This window comes from Roseibium sp. MMSF_3544, from assembly GCF_030732845.1.
In the GTDB taxonomy this organism is placed as follows: domain Bacteria; phylum Pseudomonadota; class Alphaproteobacteria; order Rhizobiales; family Stappiaceae; genus Roseibium.
Genome location: NZ_JASHKA010000022.1, coordinates 64,033 through 79,543, shown reverse-complemented (window position 1 = coordinate 79,543; position 15,511 = coordinate 64,033). Strand labels below are relative to the sequence as shown.

Annotated in this window: 13 protein-coding genes; 4 read left to right on the top strand and 9 right to left on the bottom strand. The window is 55.6% G+C overall.

Annotated elements, in window-relative coordinates:
• Positions 1 to 5 precede the first annotated feature (5 nt).
• From RBB47_RS24665 to gmd, 4 genes are all read right to left on the bottom strand, one after another.
• Positions 6 to 848, bottom strand: coding sequence for an FkbM family methyltransferase (locus RBB47_RS24665; RefSeq protein WP_305988571.1), 843 nt, complete (start codon positions 846 to 848; stop codon positions 6 to 8).
• Positions 849 to 1,258: 410 nt separating this feature from the next.
• Complete coding sequence (locus RBB47_RS24660; RefSeq protein ID WP_305988570.1) at positions 1,259 to 2,341, bottom strand: hypothetical protein; 1,083 nt, start codon at positions 2,339 to 2,341, stop codon at positions 1,259 to 1,261.
• 6 nt (positions 2,342 to 2,347) lie between these two features.
• A complete protein-coding gene (locus RBB47_RS24655) occupies positions 2,348 to 3,319 on the bottom strand; it encodes a GDP-L-fucose synthase (protein ID WP_305988569.1) in 972 nt (323 codons plus the stop codon).
• 12 nt (positions 3,320 to 3,331) lie between these two features.
• Complete coding sequence (gmd, locus tag RBB47_RS24650; protein ID WP_305988568.1) at positions 3,332 to 4,411, bottom strand: GDP-mannose 4,6-dehydratase; 1,080 nt, start codon at positions 4,409 to 4,411, stop codon at positions 3,332 to 3,334.
• Between the two features lie 363 nt (positions 4,412 to 4,774).
• On the opposite strand from gmd, the gene RBB47_RS24645 reads away from it, so the two are divergent.
• Positions 4,775 to 5,521, top strand: a complete 747-nt coding sequence (locus RBB47_RS24645) for a hypothetical protein (protein WP_305988567.1) — start codon at positions 4,775 to 4,777, stop codon at positions 5,519 to 5,521.
• 9 nt (positions 5,522 to 5,530) lie between these two features.
• Here the strand turns inward: RBB47_RS24645 and RBB47_RS24640 are convergent, their stop codons facing one another.
• Genes RBB47_RS24640 through RBB47_RS24630 form a run of 3 tightly spaced genes read right to left on the bottom strand, consistent with a single transcriptional unit; the run spans position 5,531 to position 8,194 of the window.
• On the bottom strand, positions 5,531 to 6,277 hold the full coding sequence (locus RBB47_RS24640; RefSeq protein WP_305988566.1) for a sulfotransferase family 2 domain-containing protein: 747 nt from the start codon (positions 6,275 to 6,277) through the stop codon (positions 5,531 to 5,533).
• A 47-nt stretch (positions 6,278 to 6,324) separates the two neighbouring features.
• A complete protein-coding gene (gene yegS, locus RBB47_RS24635) occupies positions 6,325 to 7,242 on the bottom strand; it encodes a lipid kinase YegS (RefSeq protein WP_305988565.1) in 918 nt (305 codons plus the stop codon).
• Between the two features lie 28 nt (positions 7,243 to 7,270).
• Positions 7,271 to 8,194, bottom strand: coding sequence for a LysR substrate-binding domain-containing protein (locus RBB47_RS24630; protein ID WP_305988564.1), 924 nt, complete (start codon positions 8,192 to 8,194; stop codon positions 7,271 to 7,273).
• Positions 8,195 to 8,379: 185 nt separating this feature from the next.
• Between RBB47_RS24630 and RBB47_RS24625 the strand changes: the two genes are divergently transcribed.
• Entirely contained in the window at positions 8,380 to 9,597 is a 1,218-nt protein-coding gene (locus tag RBB47_RS24625) for an acyl-CoA dehydrogenase (RefSeq protein WP_305988563.1), read from the top strand.
• 51 nt (positions 9,598 to 9,648) lie between these two features.
• Positions 9,649 to 10,830 carry an FAD-binding oxidoreductase gene (locus RBB47_RS24620; RefSeq protein WP_305988562.1) on the top strand — a complete coding sequence of 394 codons (1,182 nt, stop codon included), beginning with the start codon at positions 9,649 to 9,651 and terminating at the stop codon, positions 10,828 to 10,830.
• A 56-nt stretch (positions 10,831 to 10,886) separates the two neighbouring features.
• Here the strand turns inward: RBB47_RS24620 and RBB47_RS24615 are convergent, their stop codons facing one another.
• Positions 10,887 to 11,933 carry an N-formylglutamate amidohydrolase gene (locus tag RBB47_RS24615; protein ID WP_305988561.1) on the bottom strand — a complete coding sequence of 349 codons (1,047 nt, stop codon included), beginning with the start codon at positions 11,931 to 11,933 and terminating at the stop codon, positions 10,887 to 10,889.
• 438 nt (positions 11,934 to 12,371) lie between these two features.
• Here RBB47_RS24615 and RBB47_RS24610 point away from each other — a divergent pair, with 438 nt between their 5' ends.
• On the top strand, positions 12,372 to 13,550 hold the full coding sequence (locus RBB47_RS24610) for an alanine--glyoxylate aminotransferase family protein (protein ID WP_305988560.1): 1,179 nt from the start codon (positions 12,372 to 12,374) through the stop codon (positions 13,548 to 13,550).
• Between the two features lie 57 nt (positions 13,551 to 13,607).
• Here the strand turns inward: RBB47_RS24610 and pap are convergent, their stop codons facing one another.
• Positions 13,608 to 15,074: a polyphosphate:AMP phosphotransferase gene (pap, locus tag RBB47_RS24605; RefSeq protein WP_305988559.1), complete on the bottom strand. Its 1,467-nt coding sequence runs from the start codon at positions 15,072 to 15,074 to the stop codon at positions 13,608 to 13,610.
• Between the last annotated feature and the right edge of the window lie 437 nt (positions 15,075 to 15,511).

The following is a 15,511-nucleotide window of genomic DNA, read 5'->3' as shown; positions in this document are numbered from 1 at the left end:
AGAGCCTATTGCTTTCTGTAGAAGAGAAAGTTTGCGCGTCCGTCAGACCAAACGACTTTGTAGCCACGTTTCTTGAGAAGGGTGCTTACCTCAGTGGCCCTGCCATAAGCCACCTTGGAGGGGAAATTCAGTTCATCAATTTCCAGAAGTATCTGTTTTGGAAAGAAATCATTGGCAAGCATGTGCCTGATGACTTCAATCTCCGCCCCTTCGATGTCCAGTTTGACAAGTTTGACCTGAGACCGATCGACACCTATTTCGTCGAGCAACGAGATCATATCGATTGCCGGCACATCAATGTAATCCGTCTCTTTGCTGTACTCGTTTTGGAAATTACTGATTGAATGCGAGACGTTTTTCTTGTCTTTCGGCTCGTAGAACCGAACGGATGTTACTGCGTTCCAAAGCGCCTTTTTCACAAGTATCAGCCTGGACGCATCGATTTCCGACAGTTCATACGCAGCAGGATCTTGCTGTCCGGTACTGTTGAAAGACTGGCTGCTTGGCAGACCAAACCTCTCGCTGATCTGTTCAAAGTGAACGACGGCGCGAGGTGTCGGATCAACGATGACGACCTTCGCACCGTATCGATTTGCAAAAGCAACATCAAAAGAAGCGTCTTCGCCCAGTCCCGCAGATATGATCACGGAGCCATTGAGGTCGTCGTCGTCAACGAAGGTCCAGCCGCCATACTCAGTACCCAGCGCGCTGAGCGGATGATCACCGGATGAAAAGCGAAATTGCAAAGAATGTTTCTTACCGCGAAGCACCTTGATTTGATGTTTAGCTCTTTTGACCAGATCAGAGATCGGTCTTTTTTTGTTTTTTGACCTCGCAGGTTTCAACATTCGCTCCATTTCTCGCAAATCTTCACGCGCGATTTTGGCATTGCGCTGCCAACCTGTCTTCGTTTGACATTCAAATTACAAGGTGGTGTTCGCCGGATCAGGTCCTAGAATGCATACCGTGACATGTTGCAAATCGTTTTCCAACAATCCTTATGATTGGCTCGTCCACGACCCTTTTTGTTTTTGAGACAACAGCGAGCTTATCAGATCACCTCGGATTGGCGGCGATCAGAGCTCGCAGTGTTATTCTTGCGCGTCTGCTCCGATCAGAAAGTTGTTCTCAAGCCTGGCCAGATATTTCTCCCGCGCCACATGGCGATTGTGATGACTTTCCCCTCGCGACATAGCTGCTTCACAGATTGCCTCCGCAAAACTTTTGTCCGAAGAGGCCGCGAGCGCGTTGCCACTGTTCAAAAGGTTCTGCATCGAGATCCCCTTGAATGAATGACGAATTTTTCTGCTGCGACCGCATCCTGGATAATGCCTGACCCCTGCAGTCCATAAACAGCCGTGTCGTATGGTAGCAAGATCGCATCGGCAGAAAGAAAACGGTTCGTAAACTCACTCGGGTCCAAGCGGTCAGAGAGTTTCGAAATACGAAGTATGCCCTCGTCGGCTTTGTATTTGTCTGCAAAGGCGTAGACACCACCATCAGCATAGTTTTCTTCAGCGCCTTGGAGCAGTATCTCGATTGGCCTTTCCTGTGGCGCTGTTTTCAGCCGTTCTTCGATGCAGGACACAATGGCGCCGATGCGTTCGTAACCTTTTCCGGGCCGCGGAGCGCCAAAAAGCCCAATTCTGAAGGCTTCGGATTTTGGCCGTTCCGGCTGTATTGGCGGGTCTGCAGGGTCGAAACTGCACGGGAGATAAAAGCCGCCCTTCACGTCCAGGCCATATTTCGCATTCAAATATGCGGCCATCTCCTCGGTTTCGCAGGAAAGTGCCAGATTGTTCTTAGCGGACAAGGTCTTTGAGAGAGCTTTCAGACGTTCTTTGCGACGAGAACTTTTGTGCTCACCCAGTTCCGGATCGAGGAAGCGAAGAAAAAGGCGCGGCGTTTGGCCTTGGCTGTTTTCAACAAACCAGCATGCGGATTCGAGAGCCTCCAGATCTGCCGAGGGGACAATGACCAGATCGCTAGCGCTCATCTGCAACGCATCGCAAGTCTCGGACAGGACATGCCCGTAAGGCGATCCAGGCAAAGACAGGATCTGTCCCGACACCAACGCCCGCAGGACTGCATCGGCTTTCTGCCTGAAGGACCCGTGTCTGGTCCGCCAGTACAATTTCGACAATTGCCTGGAGCGCTTTGACGTCTTCGCAGTCGCTTCGCCCAGGAACCCGTCATAATCCTCTCCGGTGATCAAATGAAGATCAGAGCAGGGCAGCATTTTGCGCAACGCGCCGATCTGAGTGTGTTGGTGTCCGCGATTGCGGACGAGTTTCTGCTCGACGATGACCAATTTTCGTTGAGAACTATCATGGAATGACATGCCGCTTCAGAGCCCTGAACCAAAGGCCTGGGAATAGGTATCCGAGATGCCCTCGCGCAACGGACGCGCGGCGTTCCAGCCGAGCGAATTCAAAAAAGAGGTATCGGCAAGTTTGCGTGGTGTTCCGTCGGGCTTGCTTGCGTCGAATTTCAGCGTCCCTTCAAAGCCGACAATATTGCAGACGAGTTCCGCCAGGGCCCGAATGCTGATTTCCACTCCGGATCCTATGTTGACGGGTTTCGCATCCGAATAGGTCTTGGTGAGGTGCACGACAGCATCTGCAAGATCATCGACATGCAGAAACTCCCTCAACGGCGTGCCGCTGCCCCAAACCTCAAGTGTGTCCTGACCAGCGCCCTTCGCTTCGTGCGCTTTTCTCAAAAGAGCCGGAAGCACGTGGCTAGACTCAAGGTCATAGTTGTCCCCGGGACCGTAAAGGTTCGTGGGTTGGACTGAAATGAAATCGCTTCCATACTGTGCGCGATAGGCCTGACACAATTTCACACCCGCGATTTTCGCGATCGCATACCACTCATTTGTCGGCTCGAGTGGACCTGTCAGAAGGCTGTCTTCGCTTATCGGCTGTGATGCCATCTTGGGATAGATACAGGTCGATCCCAAAAAGACGAGTTTTTGGACAGACGTCAAATGAGCCGCATGGATGACATTGGCTTCGATCATGAGATTGTCGTACAGAAATTTGGCCGGATGAGAACTGTTGGCCTGGATGCCACCAACCTTCGCAGCAGCCAAAAGCACGACATCGGGCCTGTTGACTTCCATCCATGCTTCGACGTCGGTTTGCCGTTTCAAGTCGACGGTTTTTCGGTCGATCGTAATGATTTCGCACGCTTCTCTCTGAAGTCGGCGGCAAAGCGCGCTCCCGACCATTCCCTTGTGCCCGGCAACGAAAACCTTCTTTGCCGTCAGATCAAATGCCGGTCGACCTGTCGAACCGGGAGAGGGTGTCGGTTGCATTGAAGCCTCGCGTCAAGCGTTGGTCCGGGAGGACTTGCTGGCCCCTGCAAGCTCTGCGGGAACGGTTTCCAGGTCGGACCGTACCATTTGGGAAACCATTTCCGCGAAAGACACATGCGGGCTCCACCCCAGTTCACGCCTTGCCTTGCTAGCGTCACCGATAAGCAAGTCGACCTCGGTCGGACGAAAATAACGCGGGTCAACGGATACGACCAGATCACCGGTTTCCTGATTGAACCCTTTTTCGTTCGCGCCGGTTCCTTCCCAACGAATGGACATGCCGACTTCCGCGAAAGCGCGTTCGACAAATTCACGAACGGAATGCTTTTCACCCGTCGCCAGCACAAAATCATCCGCGACATCGTTTTGTACGATCCGCCACATGCCCTCGACATAATCCTTTGCGTGACCCCAGTCGCGCTCTGCGTCCAGGTTGCCGAGATAGAGTCGGTCCTGCAATCCGAGTTTGATTGCAGCGACGGCCCGCGTGATTTTTCGCGTGACGAAGGTTTCCCCGCGGATCGGGCTTTCGTGATTGAACAAGATGCCGTTGCTGGCGTGAATTCCGTACGCTTCGCGATAGTTCACGACAATCCAGTAGGCATAAAGCTTGGCCGCGGCGTAGGGGCTGCGCGGATAGAATGGCGTCTTCTCGGTTTGAGGCACCTCTTGCACCTTACCGTAGAGTTCAGATGTGGAGGCCTGATAAAATCTTGTCTTTTCCGTGAGGTTGAGAAGCCGGATCGCTTCGAGCAAACGAAGCGTTCCAAGAGCATCCGCGTTTCCGGTATATTCTGGTGTTTCAAACGAGACTTGCACGTGGCTTTGGGCTGCCAGATTGTAGATCTCGTCCGGTTGAACTTCCTGAACGATACGGATCAGGTTTGTTGCATCCGTCATATCCCCGTAGTGCAGATGCAGTTTGACATCCCGGTCGTGCGGGTCCTGGTAAAAGTGATCAATACGGGCGGTGTTAAAGGACGAGGACCGTCGCTTGATGCCGTGAACCGTATATCCTTTTCCAAGCAGCAGCTCGGCAAGATAAGCGCCGTCTTGTCCTGTGATTCCGGTGATAAGTGCTGTCTTTGTCATTTTTCTCGAATGTGATGTGCGGGCGTCCCGGTTGACTTCCAAAAAGGTCAGTCAACGAGGAAAACCTGCGCCGTCGATGCTGATCCAATTCTCACATTGAATTCAACACGTAACCGGCTTGCCAACAAGGCGATGGATCGCAGCGTTATAGTCGTTCCGACATCGAAAAAAAAGCGGAAAACGCCAAACTCCAATTCCTTCTCAACACGGCCGTAACTGTTGAGATTGCCGGTGGCCCTGATGTGTCCGTAAACATCGACCCACTAAACAGCCACTGGATTTCCGACATTCATGTTGGCATAACGTTTCGGATTTATTCGCCAAGTCGAGAGGCGCGGCCCGGTTCTTTCCAGCCCGATCCAGATGCACAAAAAGATATCGATTGATGTAACGCTGGTGTCCGGCGCGCGGACCGGACTTCTGAAAAAGACCCTTGAGAGCTTTTCAGAACGGCTCTTCCGTCATTTCTCGCTGGAAACCCTTTATGTCAACATAGATCCGTTCGAAGGGGGAACCGCAGAGGTCGACGCATGCCAAAGCATCTGCAGGGACTTTTTCCCTACCGTTGTGGCCAACAAACCCGACACCCCGCACTTTACCAAAGCAGTCAAATGGCTTTGGAAGCAACCGGTCTCCGAATGGAGCTTTCATCTTGAGGATGACTGGGTTCTGGCGCGGGATGTCACGTATGATGATTTCGCAAATTCGCTAAAAAGTCGGGTCGTTCAGATTACGTTGATGACCAAGGAAAAGAACTGGGGCTACCGTTCGGCGTATCATTATGAACCCAGCCGGTTCAAAATCCTGGGAAAAGACCTCGGCAAGGGCCTCAACAAGAAGAGACCGATCTTCACAACCAGTCCGAGTTTCGTAAAACGGGAGTTTGCGCATCGTTGCGCCGAACTGATGCGGGACGACCTCGACCCCGAGAAGCAGCTGAATGCTCTAAATCCGGAGCTCAATCAATATACGGCGCGCTATCGTAACCACTTCATCGGAAAGCGCCGTGAATATGTTGCGACAGATATCGGCAGAGCGCACCGGGAAGACGTCGGTCTGAAAAAGACGGTTGTTGAGGGAAACAGCGTCTGGACAAACAAGGACGAGTAGCGCCTGGTCCTAGGGGGCGGTCGCGAAAACCGTACTTTTTTGCGCAGGAGTGTCGAAATCGAAGCCGAACAGCTCGATGTCGGACGCGTACCAGTCGGCGATGGCCTGGATTGTGCTTTTGGTGAAGAAATCGGTGTAGTGAGCACCTGCGTTGCGGGAGACGTTTTTTGATGCAAGTCTGCCTGCAACATTGAAGTAACGCGACACCTCATCGCTCAAATTTTCCTGGCGCAAGATATCCACTGCGAGCTTGCCGCTCTCGTCGACAACATAATCGGTTTGCGGATACCAGCCGAGCGACGCCCGGTGCCAAAAAAACTCTCTTGTTCCAAATTCATGCCGTGTTTCCAGGAACGCATCGAACCCCTCGACCGAAAGCTCTCGCTCCGGCAGGTCGCCGCCGCCTGTCTGCAGATAGAATTTGTACCTGGAAAATGTGCGAGCCCAAGGGTTTCTGATGATCGCAAACGGTATCGAGCCCGCGCGCACGGAATGGTCAATGTCGCGGAGCCTCGCGTGCTCGTATCCGGGATGAAGGCCGTAAGAACCCTTGAATGCAAGAAGGTCGTCGGCATATTTCTTGCTCACCAGTCGCCGTCTATGCGCTAGAACGATTTTGTCCTTTAGCGCCGGTGCCTGGCGGATTGCCATCCCCCCGTTTTTTGGAATGTGCACCAGAAGATGTTTTTTCGGAAGAAGCCCAAGGCGTGCGGGCGCGAACTTCAGGTAGTTTTTGAACTGGTACTCGTCCATCATTGCGTCTGGATCTTTTTTTTTGGCGGCTGGTGGCTAAATCGATACCGCTAGCGCCGCATGGCAATCTGGTGGTGCCTTATCCCAATCTTCCAGTCCTGTCCATTCATCGGCTCGCCATCCAGATTGAACTGAACCGGATTTGCCGTCTTGATGGTGATTTCGCGTGCCTTTCTCTGGATCAGGCCGCTCTTCATGCCATCAACGCCGCTGTCCAAAAGTGTCGACAACAGGTCCGTGACCTTGCCGGATTTTGGAAAGGGAAGGATCGTCAAATCGAGAAAACCGTCGTCGAGCTTTGCGCGAGGACACAAGCGAATGCCGCCACCGGCGCGGCGACCGTTGCCGATCGCAAGCGCCAGAAAGGCGCCCTCCCAGGAAAAGCCCTCTGCCTCGATCCGGCCTTCACAGGCGGCCAGCTCGGAAAACCGGTGGAGACCGGTAAAGAGATAAGCTGCACCACCCAGGACCCGTTTCAGATTGGGATCGGCCTGTGACGTTACCTGTGTCCCGAAGCCACCGGTTGCCATGTTGACGAAGTGACAGCCATTGACCTTGCCGACATCCATGGGTTTCGCGCTGGCCCGTGCGGCAAAACGCAGGCATCCCGGAATATCGGCCGGATCCAGGCGGATATGGCGCGCAAAGTCATTTGCCGTTCCAAGCGGCAGAACCGCAAAGGCGAAGGGCGGTTTATCGCCATCCTTCAACTCATGCAGCACCGTATCCACGACTTCGTGGATCGTGCCGTCGCCGCCTGCACTGACCAGGGTATCGATCCTGTCCGACTGGTGATCGCGCAGGGCCTCCTTCGCCAGGCGCTCGGTATCACCGGCTTCAAAGGTCACTCTTACCGAAACCTCGTGCCCCATGGCCCGCACCGCGCTGATGGCCGTGCGCACGTCATTGCGAGCTGCGGATTTGCCGTTCAGGATCAGCCGCAGGTGCTGCTTGTCCGTCTTCTTCAAAAGTATTTTTTCCTTACTCAGGCAGCCCCTACTCGGGCAACATGGTCTCGCGGTTGACGCGTGCAGTTCTCGCCTCTTCCATCAACCATTGGCGGAATGCAGCGACGACCGGGCGCATGGTCCGGCCTTCCGGATAGACGAAAAAATAGGCCGTCTGCTGGTCCAATGACAGATCAAACAAACGCACCAACCGTCCGGATGCAAGCTCCGCCTCGATGAAAAAGCGCGGGATCAGGGCTGCCCCCGCATGATGGACGGCGGCTTCCGTTATCATTACAAATTGTTCGAAACGTGCTCCCTGAAAGGCAGTGTCCGTTTCGACACCGGCAAGATCGAACCATTGCCGCCACGCGAGGGGGCGGGTTGCCAACTGAAGCCGCGGTACCCGGGCGAGATCCTCCGGCGCCTGAATCTCGTACTTTGCCGCGAACATTCTTGAAGCCACCGGGATGACTTCTTCGGCGAACAGTCTTTCGGCAATGGCGCCTGCCCAGACCGGGCCGCCATGATGGATCGCGCCGTCAAACGGTTCCTCGTCAAAGTCGAACGGTTGCAGGCGGACGCTCAGGTTCAGTCCAGCGTCGGGGTAGCGGCGTGCGAAATCCGCCAGCCTTGGCGCAAGCCAGCGTGTTCCGAAAGTGGGCAGAACCGCAAGGTTCAAAACATCCGCGCTGCCCGCATAGGACATGACCTGGCGGGTGGCTGCGGTCATCTGTTCCAGGGCGCCGCGAATGTCGTGCAGATAGAGGCGGCCTGCATCGGTCAGCACGATGCGCTGACGCACGCGACGAAACAGTTCGACCCCGAGCCTGTCTTCAAGATGCCGGACCTGCTTTGAGACGGCGCCCTGCGTCAAATGCAGCTCTTCTGCCGCCCGGGTGAAGCTCAAGTGTCTGGCCGCGCTTTCAAACGCGATCAAAGTGTCCGCTGAAGGGATGAAGGCACGCTTCACAGATAAACCCTAGTTCATTCCGATTCGTCATGAATGTTGAACCAGCTTTCGCTTTTCTGCAAACGAAACCGAGTGCACACTCGAAAAAACAGAATGATCTGGGGTCACGACCCCGGAGCTCCGGCGCGAAAACCAATTGAAAAAGACAGCTTGGCTTCGCGCGGACCGCACACGGGAGAAAATCCATGAACGCACCTGCAAACATCAAATCCTCCCCCTCTGGTGGTGGCACATTCGACTGGCAGGACCCTTTCTTCCTGCGCGACCAGCTCAAAGAAGATGAGCAGCTCATCCAGGACACCGCCCGGGCCTATGCCCAGGACAAGCTGCTTCCGCGCATCATCGATGCCTACCGGGACGAGACAACGGACAGAACCATCTTCAATGAGATGGGGGAACTCGGTCTGCTCGGCGTCACACTGCCGGAGGACTATGGTTGCGCCGGAGCGTCGTACGTATCCTATGGCGTTGTTGCGCGTGAGATCGAACGCGTTGATTCCGGCTACCGCTCGATGATGAGCGTGCAGTCGTCGCTCGTCATGTATCCGATCTACGCCTACGGCTCCGAAGAGCAGCGCCGGAAGTATCTGCCGAAGCTGGCAAGCGGCGAATTTGTCGGCTGCTTCGGGTTGACCGAACCGGACGCCGGATCTGATCCCGCCGGCATGCGCACACGCGCGGAAAAGACCGACGGCGGCTACCGGCTTACCGGAACCAAGATGTGGATCTCCAACGCACCGATTGCCGATGTCTTTGTTGTATGGGCAAAGTCCGAGGCCCATGACGGCGCCATCCGAGGTTTTGTTCTGGACAAGGGCATGAAAGGACTGAGCGCACCGAAAGTCGGCGGAAAACTGTCCCTGCGCGCTTCCATCACCGGCGAGATCGTCATGGACGGTGTTGAGGTCGGCGAAGAGGCTCTCTTGCCGAATGTTTCTGGCTTGAAAGGTCCGTTCGGTTGTCTCAACAGGGCCCGCTACGGCATTGCGTGGGGCTCCATGGGGGCGGCCGAAGACTGCTGGACCCGTGCACGCCAATACGGTCTCGATCGCGAACAATTCGGCCGACCGCTCGCGCAAACACAGCTGTTTCAGAAAAAACTCGCCGATATGCAGACCGAGATTGCGCTTGGACTGCAAGCCGCGCTCAGGGTCGGCCAACTGTTCGACGCCGGAAGAGTGTCCCCGGAGATGATCTCCATCATCAAACGGAACAATTGCGGAAAGGCACTTGAGATCGCCCGCCAGGCGCGCGACATGCATGGCGGCAACGGCATCCAGGAAGAATATCATGTGATGCGGCACAGCCAGAACCTGGAAACCGTAAATACCTATGAGGGTACGCACGATATTCATGCTCTGATCCTGGGCCGTGCGCAGACCGGCCTGCAGGCGTTCTTCTAATCGCGCGAAATCAGCATCCGGTGTGCAAACAGTTTCAGCCAGGATGACATCATGACGGATCGGACTGCGGATGTGGTCATTATCGGCGGCGCCGTGATGGGCTCTTCCGTGGCTTGTCATCTCGCGCTCAGGGACGACTTCAAAGGCCGCATCATCGTCGTGGAAGCAGATCCGGCTTACGAGATCTGCGCATCGGCAAGGTCAGCAGCCTCGATCCGCCAGCAATTCTCGACGGCGATCAATATAGAGATCTCGCTTTACGGGGTCCGCTTCCTCCGCGAGATCGGCGAGACACTGGCAGTCAATGGCGACAGGCCCGATATCGGCTTGAAGGAAGGGGGGTACCTCTTTCTGGCAAGACCCGACAAGGCCCATGTTCTTGAAGAAAACCATGCGCTTCAGAAAAGCCTCGGCGCCGACATCGCCCTGTTCGATACGGACGGACTTAAATCAAGATTTCCTTGGTTGACCGTTTCGGATCTCAGGGCCGGGTGCCATGGTCTCACGGGCGAGGGCTGGTTCGACGGCTACGGGTTGATGCAGGCCTTTCGCAAGAAGGCACGATCGCTGGGTGTCGACTATGATGCAGCCAGGGCTCAGGTCGCACAGCAAGCGAATTCCGGTTGGCGCGTGTCCCTTTCGACGGGCGGAACAGTCACTACGCCCGTTGTCGTCAATTGCGCCGGCGCATCGGGCGGTCCGGATCTTTGCGTTCAGGCCGGATTGAACGTTCCGGTCGTGCCACGCAAGCGTTGTGTCTTCACATTCGACTGCCGGGAGAAGCTGGAGCGCTTTCCCCTTCTGATCGATCCTAGTGGTACCTATGTTCGCCCTGAGGGCACCGGCTACATCTGCGGCTCCGCGCCTCCGTCCGATCGCGATCCGGACTCAACAGATCTCGATGTCGACCACGACCTGTTTGAAGAGCATATTTGGCCGGTGCTTGCCGCGCGCGTGCCCGCTTTCGAGACAATCCGGCCGGGAGCAGCCTGGGCCGGCACCTATGACATGAACCTCTTCGATCACAATGCCTTCGTCGGCGGCATCAACGGGCTTGACGGATTTCATCTGGCACTGGGTTTTTCCGGCCACGGCTTGCAACAATCGCCGGCGGTTGGGCGGGGGCTCGCCGAGCTAATCACCACAGGGTCCTATCAGACACTCGATCTGACGCCGTTGTCGTTCGAACGCTTGGCTGCGAATGCACCCATTGTCGAAAAGAATGTCGTTTAGAGTACCTTTAAGACCATCAGCTGCCTCCAACTGAAAATCTGCGCATTTAGCGCCCCTTATTCGGCCACCTGCAACGGCAGGTTTTTGTTTGCCGGTGCGTCAGTGGCTTTCGGCAATTTCGGCAAGGTCATAGGATCGACTGGAATGATCTCGTGCTCCGCTCCGGCATCCACCTCGGCTTGCGGATCGGGAACAGTCGCCGTCTGGTCTGTCGTTTCGTTCACCGGTGCCGGTGCGTCGACTTCTGCTTGTCCAGCGGCCTGCCCGAACGTGTCCGGTTGAGCGCTGATAGTGGCCACCGCTTGCGGCTTTGCTCCGACACTGGCCCAGTCAATTACCCGGGAAAAGCTGTCTTTCAGCACGGATTGCAATCGGGCGATACGCGTCTTGTCCGGTTCGAACGGCGGAGATTCATGCCGAAGGTAGGCGCGCTGCGCCAACAGGAAAGTCATGCAATGAAGACCTTGGCCAGGACGCCCGTAGCATTGTGCGATGAAGCCGCCACGAGTCTGTTCGTCAACGCCGATCGTGAAGCCCTCCAAGCCGTTGAATGAGCCGACAAAAAGGTTGCGGAGATCGCGATTGCAAGACGCTCCGTCGAGGCTGCCGATATTCACCAGCGGCAATCCCTTGTCGGTTACTCCCTTGATCTGGGAGCGCATGGACTGACAGTCGAGGATCACCACCCGCCCGTGTATCCGCGTCAGTCTGTCGATCTGACTGAGCAGAGCCTTGTGAAAGGGCTGATGAAACAAGAGAACACGCTGTTCGGCTTCAGTCGGGCCAGGTTCTTCTCCGTCTTGATAAATTCGCTTTCCGTCAAGGGTGAGTGCCGGGCAAAGGGAGCCAGCAGTGTCTGTTGGCGCATTTGCGTATGTTGACGGGTCCTTGTCCAAATCGATGACGTAGCGCGAGACCGACGACCTTATGACCGTCATGTCCAGGTCTTTGTGAAAGTCGAACACGCGCTCAAGACGCCAGGCAAGATCCGCCTGCAATCGACCGGTTGCGTTTAGCCGGGTGTTCACAGCCTTCGGCACATCCGAGCCGCTGTGAGGCAGGCACAGAATAAGCGGGCTCTGTCCTTGTTCGACCAAAATCATGCTGAAACGCCTAACCGACGATACCGACCATCGCTAACTTGAAGAATTTACCAAAGGGAAACAAGACATTTTCGTTGGAATTGTGAGACATCCGCCGCTTGGGTGCCGACCGGCGGACGCAATACGTTTGTGAAACATAGGCTTAGATGACACCCTCAAAAGAAGGGGCTGGATCAATTAATGAAACCGATTCTGCTTCGGCACCCTAATGGAGGCGTTGCAATTTTCCAAGGGCGGCCAGGGCCGTGCTCGCGAGCGCACATTTACGTTGCTGTCGACCAATTCCTTCGCGACGCTCGGCGCTCCGCTGCCGCAGATCAAACTGCTCCCTTGACGCAAAAGCCAAGGCAGGCAATTTTCGGTGCTCTGCCTCCGTTCAATCGGGTTTTTGAGAAGACTTTTTGCCTCTTCAGCCCGACCCTCAACAAAGGAAATCAAATGTCGCTTCGCCATGGCAAAGAATTTCTGATGATTCCAGGGCCGACCAATGTCCCGGAAGAGGTCCTCAGAGCCATGCACCGGCCTGCTGTCGACATTTACGAAGGCCCGCTTCTGGACACGACGGCCTATTGCCTGGAACGCCTCAAGCACGTGTTCCGTACCCAGGGCAAAACCTACATCTACGCCGCAAATGGACACGGCGCCTGGGATGCTGCGCTCTGCAACACGCTGAAGCGAGGTGACAAGATCCTCGTGCTGGAATCGGGCAGGTTCGCGCTCGGATGGGGTGAAGCTGCGGAAGTCGCCGGATTACAGGCTGAAATTCTGCCCGGTTCCTGGGACAGGAGTGTTGAACCGGCGCGGCTGGAGGAACGGCTCCGGCAGGATATCAAAAACGAGATTTCCGCCATCCTGGTTGTCCAGGTCGATACCGCATCCGGTGTCTGGAACGATATCGCCGCGCTTCGCAAAGCCATCGATGCGGCGGGGCACCCGGCACTGTTCATGGTTGATACGATTGCCTCGCTCGGCTGTATGCCCTTTGAAATGGACGCCTGGGGTGTTGATGTCGCCCTGACCGGATCACAGAAAGGCCTGATGTGCCCTCCCGGCCTTTCGTTTGTCGCTGCCAGTCCCAAGGCCGACAAGGCGCATGAATCGGCAAACCTTCGAACCAACTACACCGACTGGACCTTCCGGCAAGGGCCGGAACACTATCAAAAATACTGTGGCACCCCGCCCGAGCATCTTCTTTACGCCTTTCAAAAGGCCATGGAATTGTTATTCGCCGAAGGCCTGGAAAAAGCATGGCACCGGCATGCGCTTCTGGCGGAGGCAACGCGCCGCGCGGTCGGCGCGTGGTCCGAAGGAGGCGTTGTGGACTTCAACATTTCGGAGCCGCACGCACGTTCCAACAGCGTCACCGTTGTGCGCCTCGAAAGCGACCATGCTTCGGATCTGAGGCAATTCACCAAGGAAGTGTGCGGCGTTACGATCGGAGGAACGATCGGTGAAATCTCCGGAAAAGGCATCCGCATTGCCCATATGGGTCATGTCAATGCGGTCATGCTGCTCGGGACATTGTCTGCGATCGAACTTGGTCTGGAGAAATTGTCGATCCCACACGGCAAGGGCGGCGTCCAGGCGGCCATCGACTACCTGTCGGAAGCCTTGTGAGTTTCGTTCTGACCAAGACAGCTCTCCCCAGCGAGCCGGGCTTGTGGGGAGCAGTCTCTAAAGCCGCTCTTCCAGGCGCTTGCAAATGGTTTTGAGAACCTGGATACGGGCGTGTTTCTTGTTCTCTGAGGACACTAATGTCCAGGGTGCATAGTGGGTTGAGGTCCTGTCGACCATGTCACCCGCCGCGATGGCATATTGGTCCCATTTCAGCCTGTTGCGCCAATCCTCGTCCGTGATCTTGTGCTGCTTGTAAGCCGTATCCTCGCGAGCCTTGAAGCGGCGCAATTGTTCCTCTTCCGATATCGCAAGCCAGAACTTGCAGATGATAAATCCGAAGTCGGACAGTTCCTGCTCGAATTCATTGATTTCGTTATACGCCCGGAGCCAGTCGTCGTGGCCGGCATACCCTTCCACCCTTTCGACAAGGACGCGCTCATACCAGGACCGGTCGAAGATTGCGAAGTGCCCCTTGCGCGGCACCCGCCGCCAGAAGCGCCAAAGATAGGGACGCGCCTTTTCCTCGTCCGTTGGTGCTGAGATCGGATGAACCTTGTAGATCCTGGGATCCAGCGGACGAATGACGCGGCGGATCGCACCGCCCTTGCCTGCGGCATCGTTCCCCTGGAACACCAGAACCACGCCCGTCTTCGACATGGATTTACGATCTGACAGCTCCGACAGGATTTCCTGGTATTTTTCGCGAAGGCTTGTGTATTCCTCCCGTTCCAGCGTCGCTGTGAGATCAATGGTATCGACTGCTGTTTCCCGCTGCAGACCGCCAACGACCGGCGGAGCGGCGACGGTCTTTTCCTGACCGTCCTCCAGTTTCAGGCTCATTGACCTTGCCACGGTCTGGGCCACCGCAGAATCGCGGTACTCTGCGTCCTGGGACGGAATGACAAACCAGGGGGCGTTGCCCTTGCTTGTTTCCAGAATGATTTTTTCGCCCGCTTCGCTTGCTTTTTTATGGTGCTTCAGCGCGGCCCAATCCGCCAGGACATGACGCGCGGCATTTTTCTTTTCAATTTTTTTCAAGCGTTCTTTTTGAACATCTTTGGGCAGGAAGAACCAGAATTTCAGGACGAGCACGTCTTCATGCGCGAGCATTTCCTCAAACCGGCGAATACGGGCAAGCGCTTTTTCAAACGCGTCCTCATCGATCCTCTTGTAAATCCAGTCCCGGAGTACGGATTGATACCAGCTGCCGAAAACGATCGCCGTTTCACCCTTGGCCGGCAGGTCGCGCCAATAGCGCCAAAGTGGCGGCCTCATTCGGGCCTCGTCCGTCGGTTCGCCGTAGGCATTGCAGACCAGATGCCGCGCGTCCATCCAGCCGTAAAGCCGTGCGACCGCCTCCCCCTTGCCAGCGCCGTCCAAACCATCCACAAGGATCAACGTCGAAAATGGCTGTTTCTCGATCACCGGCAGTTGTGCAGCAAGCAGAGCCTCGCGAAGTTTCGGCTCCAGTTTCTTGAAAGCTTTTTTGGTCATTTTTTGCGGCAAACGGGCGGATTCAAACATTGCTGCTCCTAAGAAAAGCGTTCCCCGTGCATCTTGTCGCAGCCCGCACCAAAAGGCCATGGCTCAAATCAAACTGGGCGAATACGGGGTAAATCCAGTGTTTCTCTGGAGAACTCAGAACCGAGTGGTCCTGCTTTCGGACCTGCCGACAAAACCTGTTCCATGTGATGGGCTGATGGGCCACGAGCTGGGTGCCGGCGCTCCGACTGGCTAGAAAACCTGGCCCAGGGCAGACCAATTCGGACCCTCTGCAGCATTTCCGAAGTCGCCCGCTTCCATCGCGCCTTGAAAAGCAACCAATTTGGTCTTTCGATTGTCTCCTTTTGCGTCAAAAAGGGCATCAAATTTCGCTATTGGTTGCCAGTACCAGCGCTTATATGAAACCTTAGCCGAATCGCCGGACTGATTTCCTTTCCGGAACTTGGTCGCAACACTTT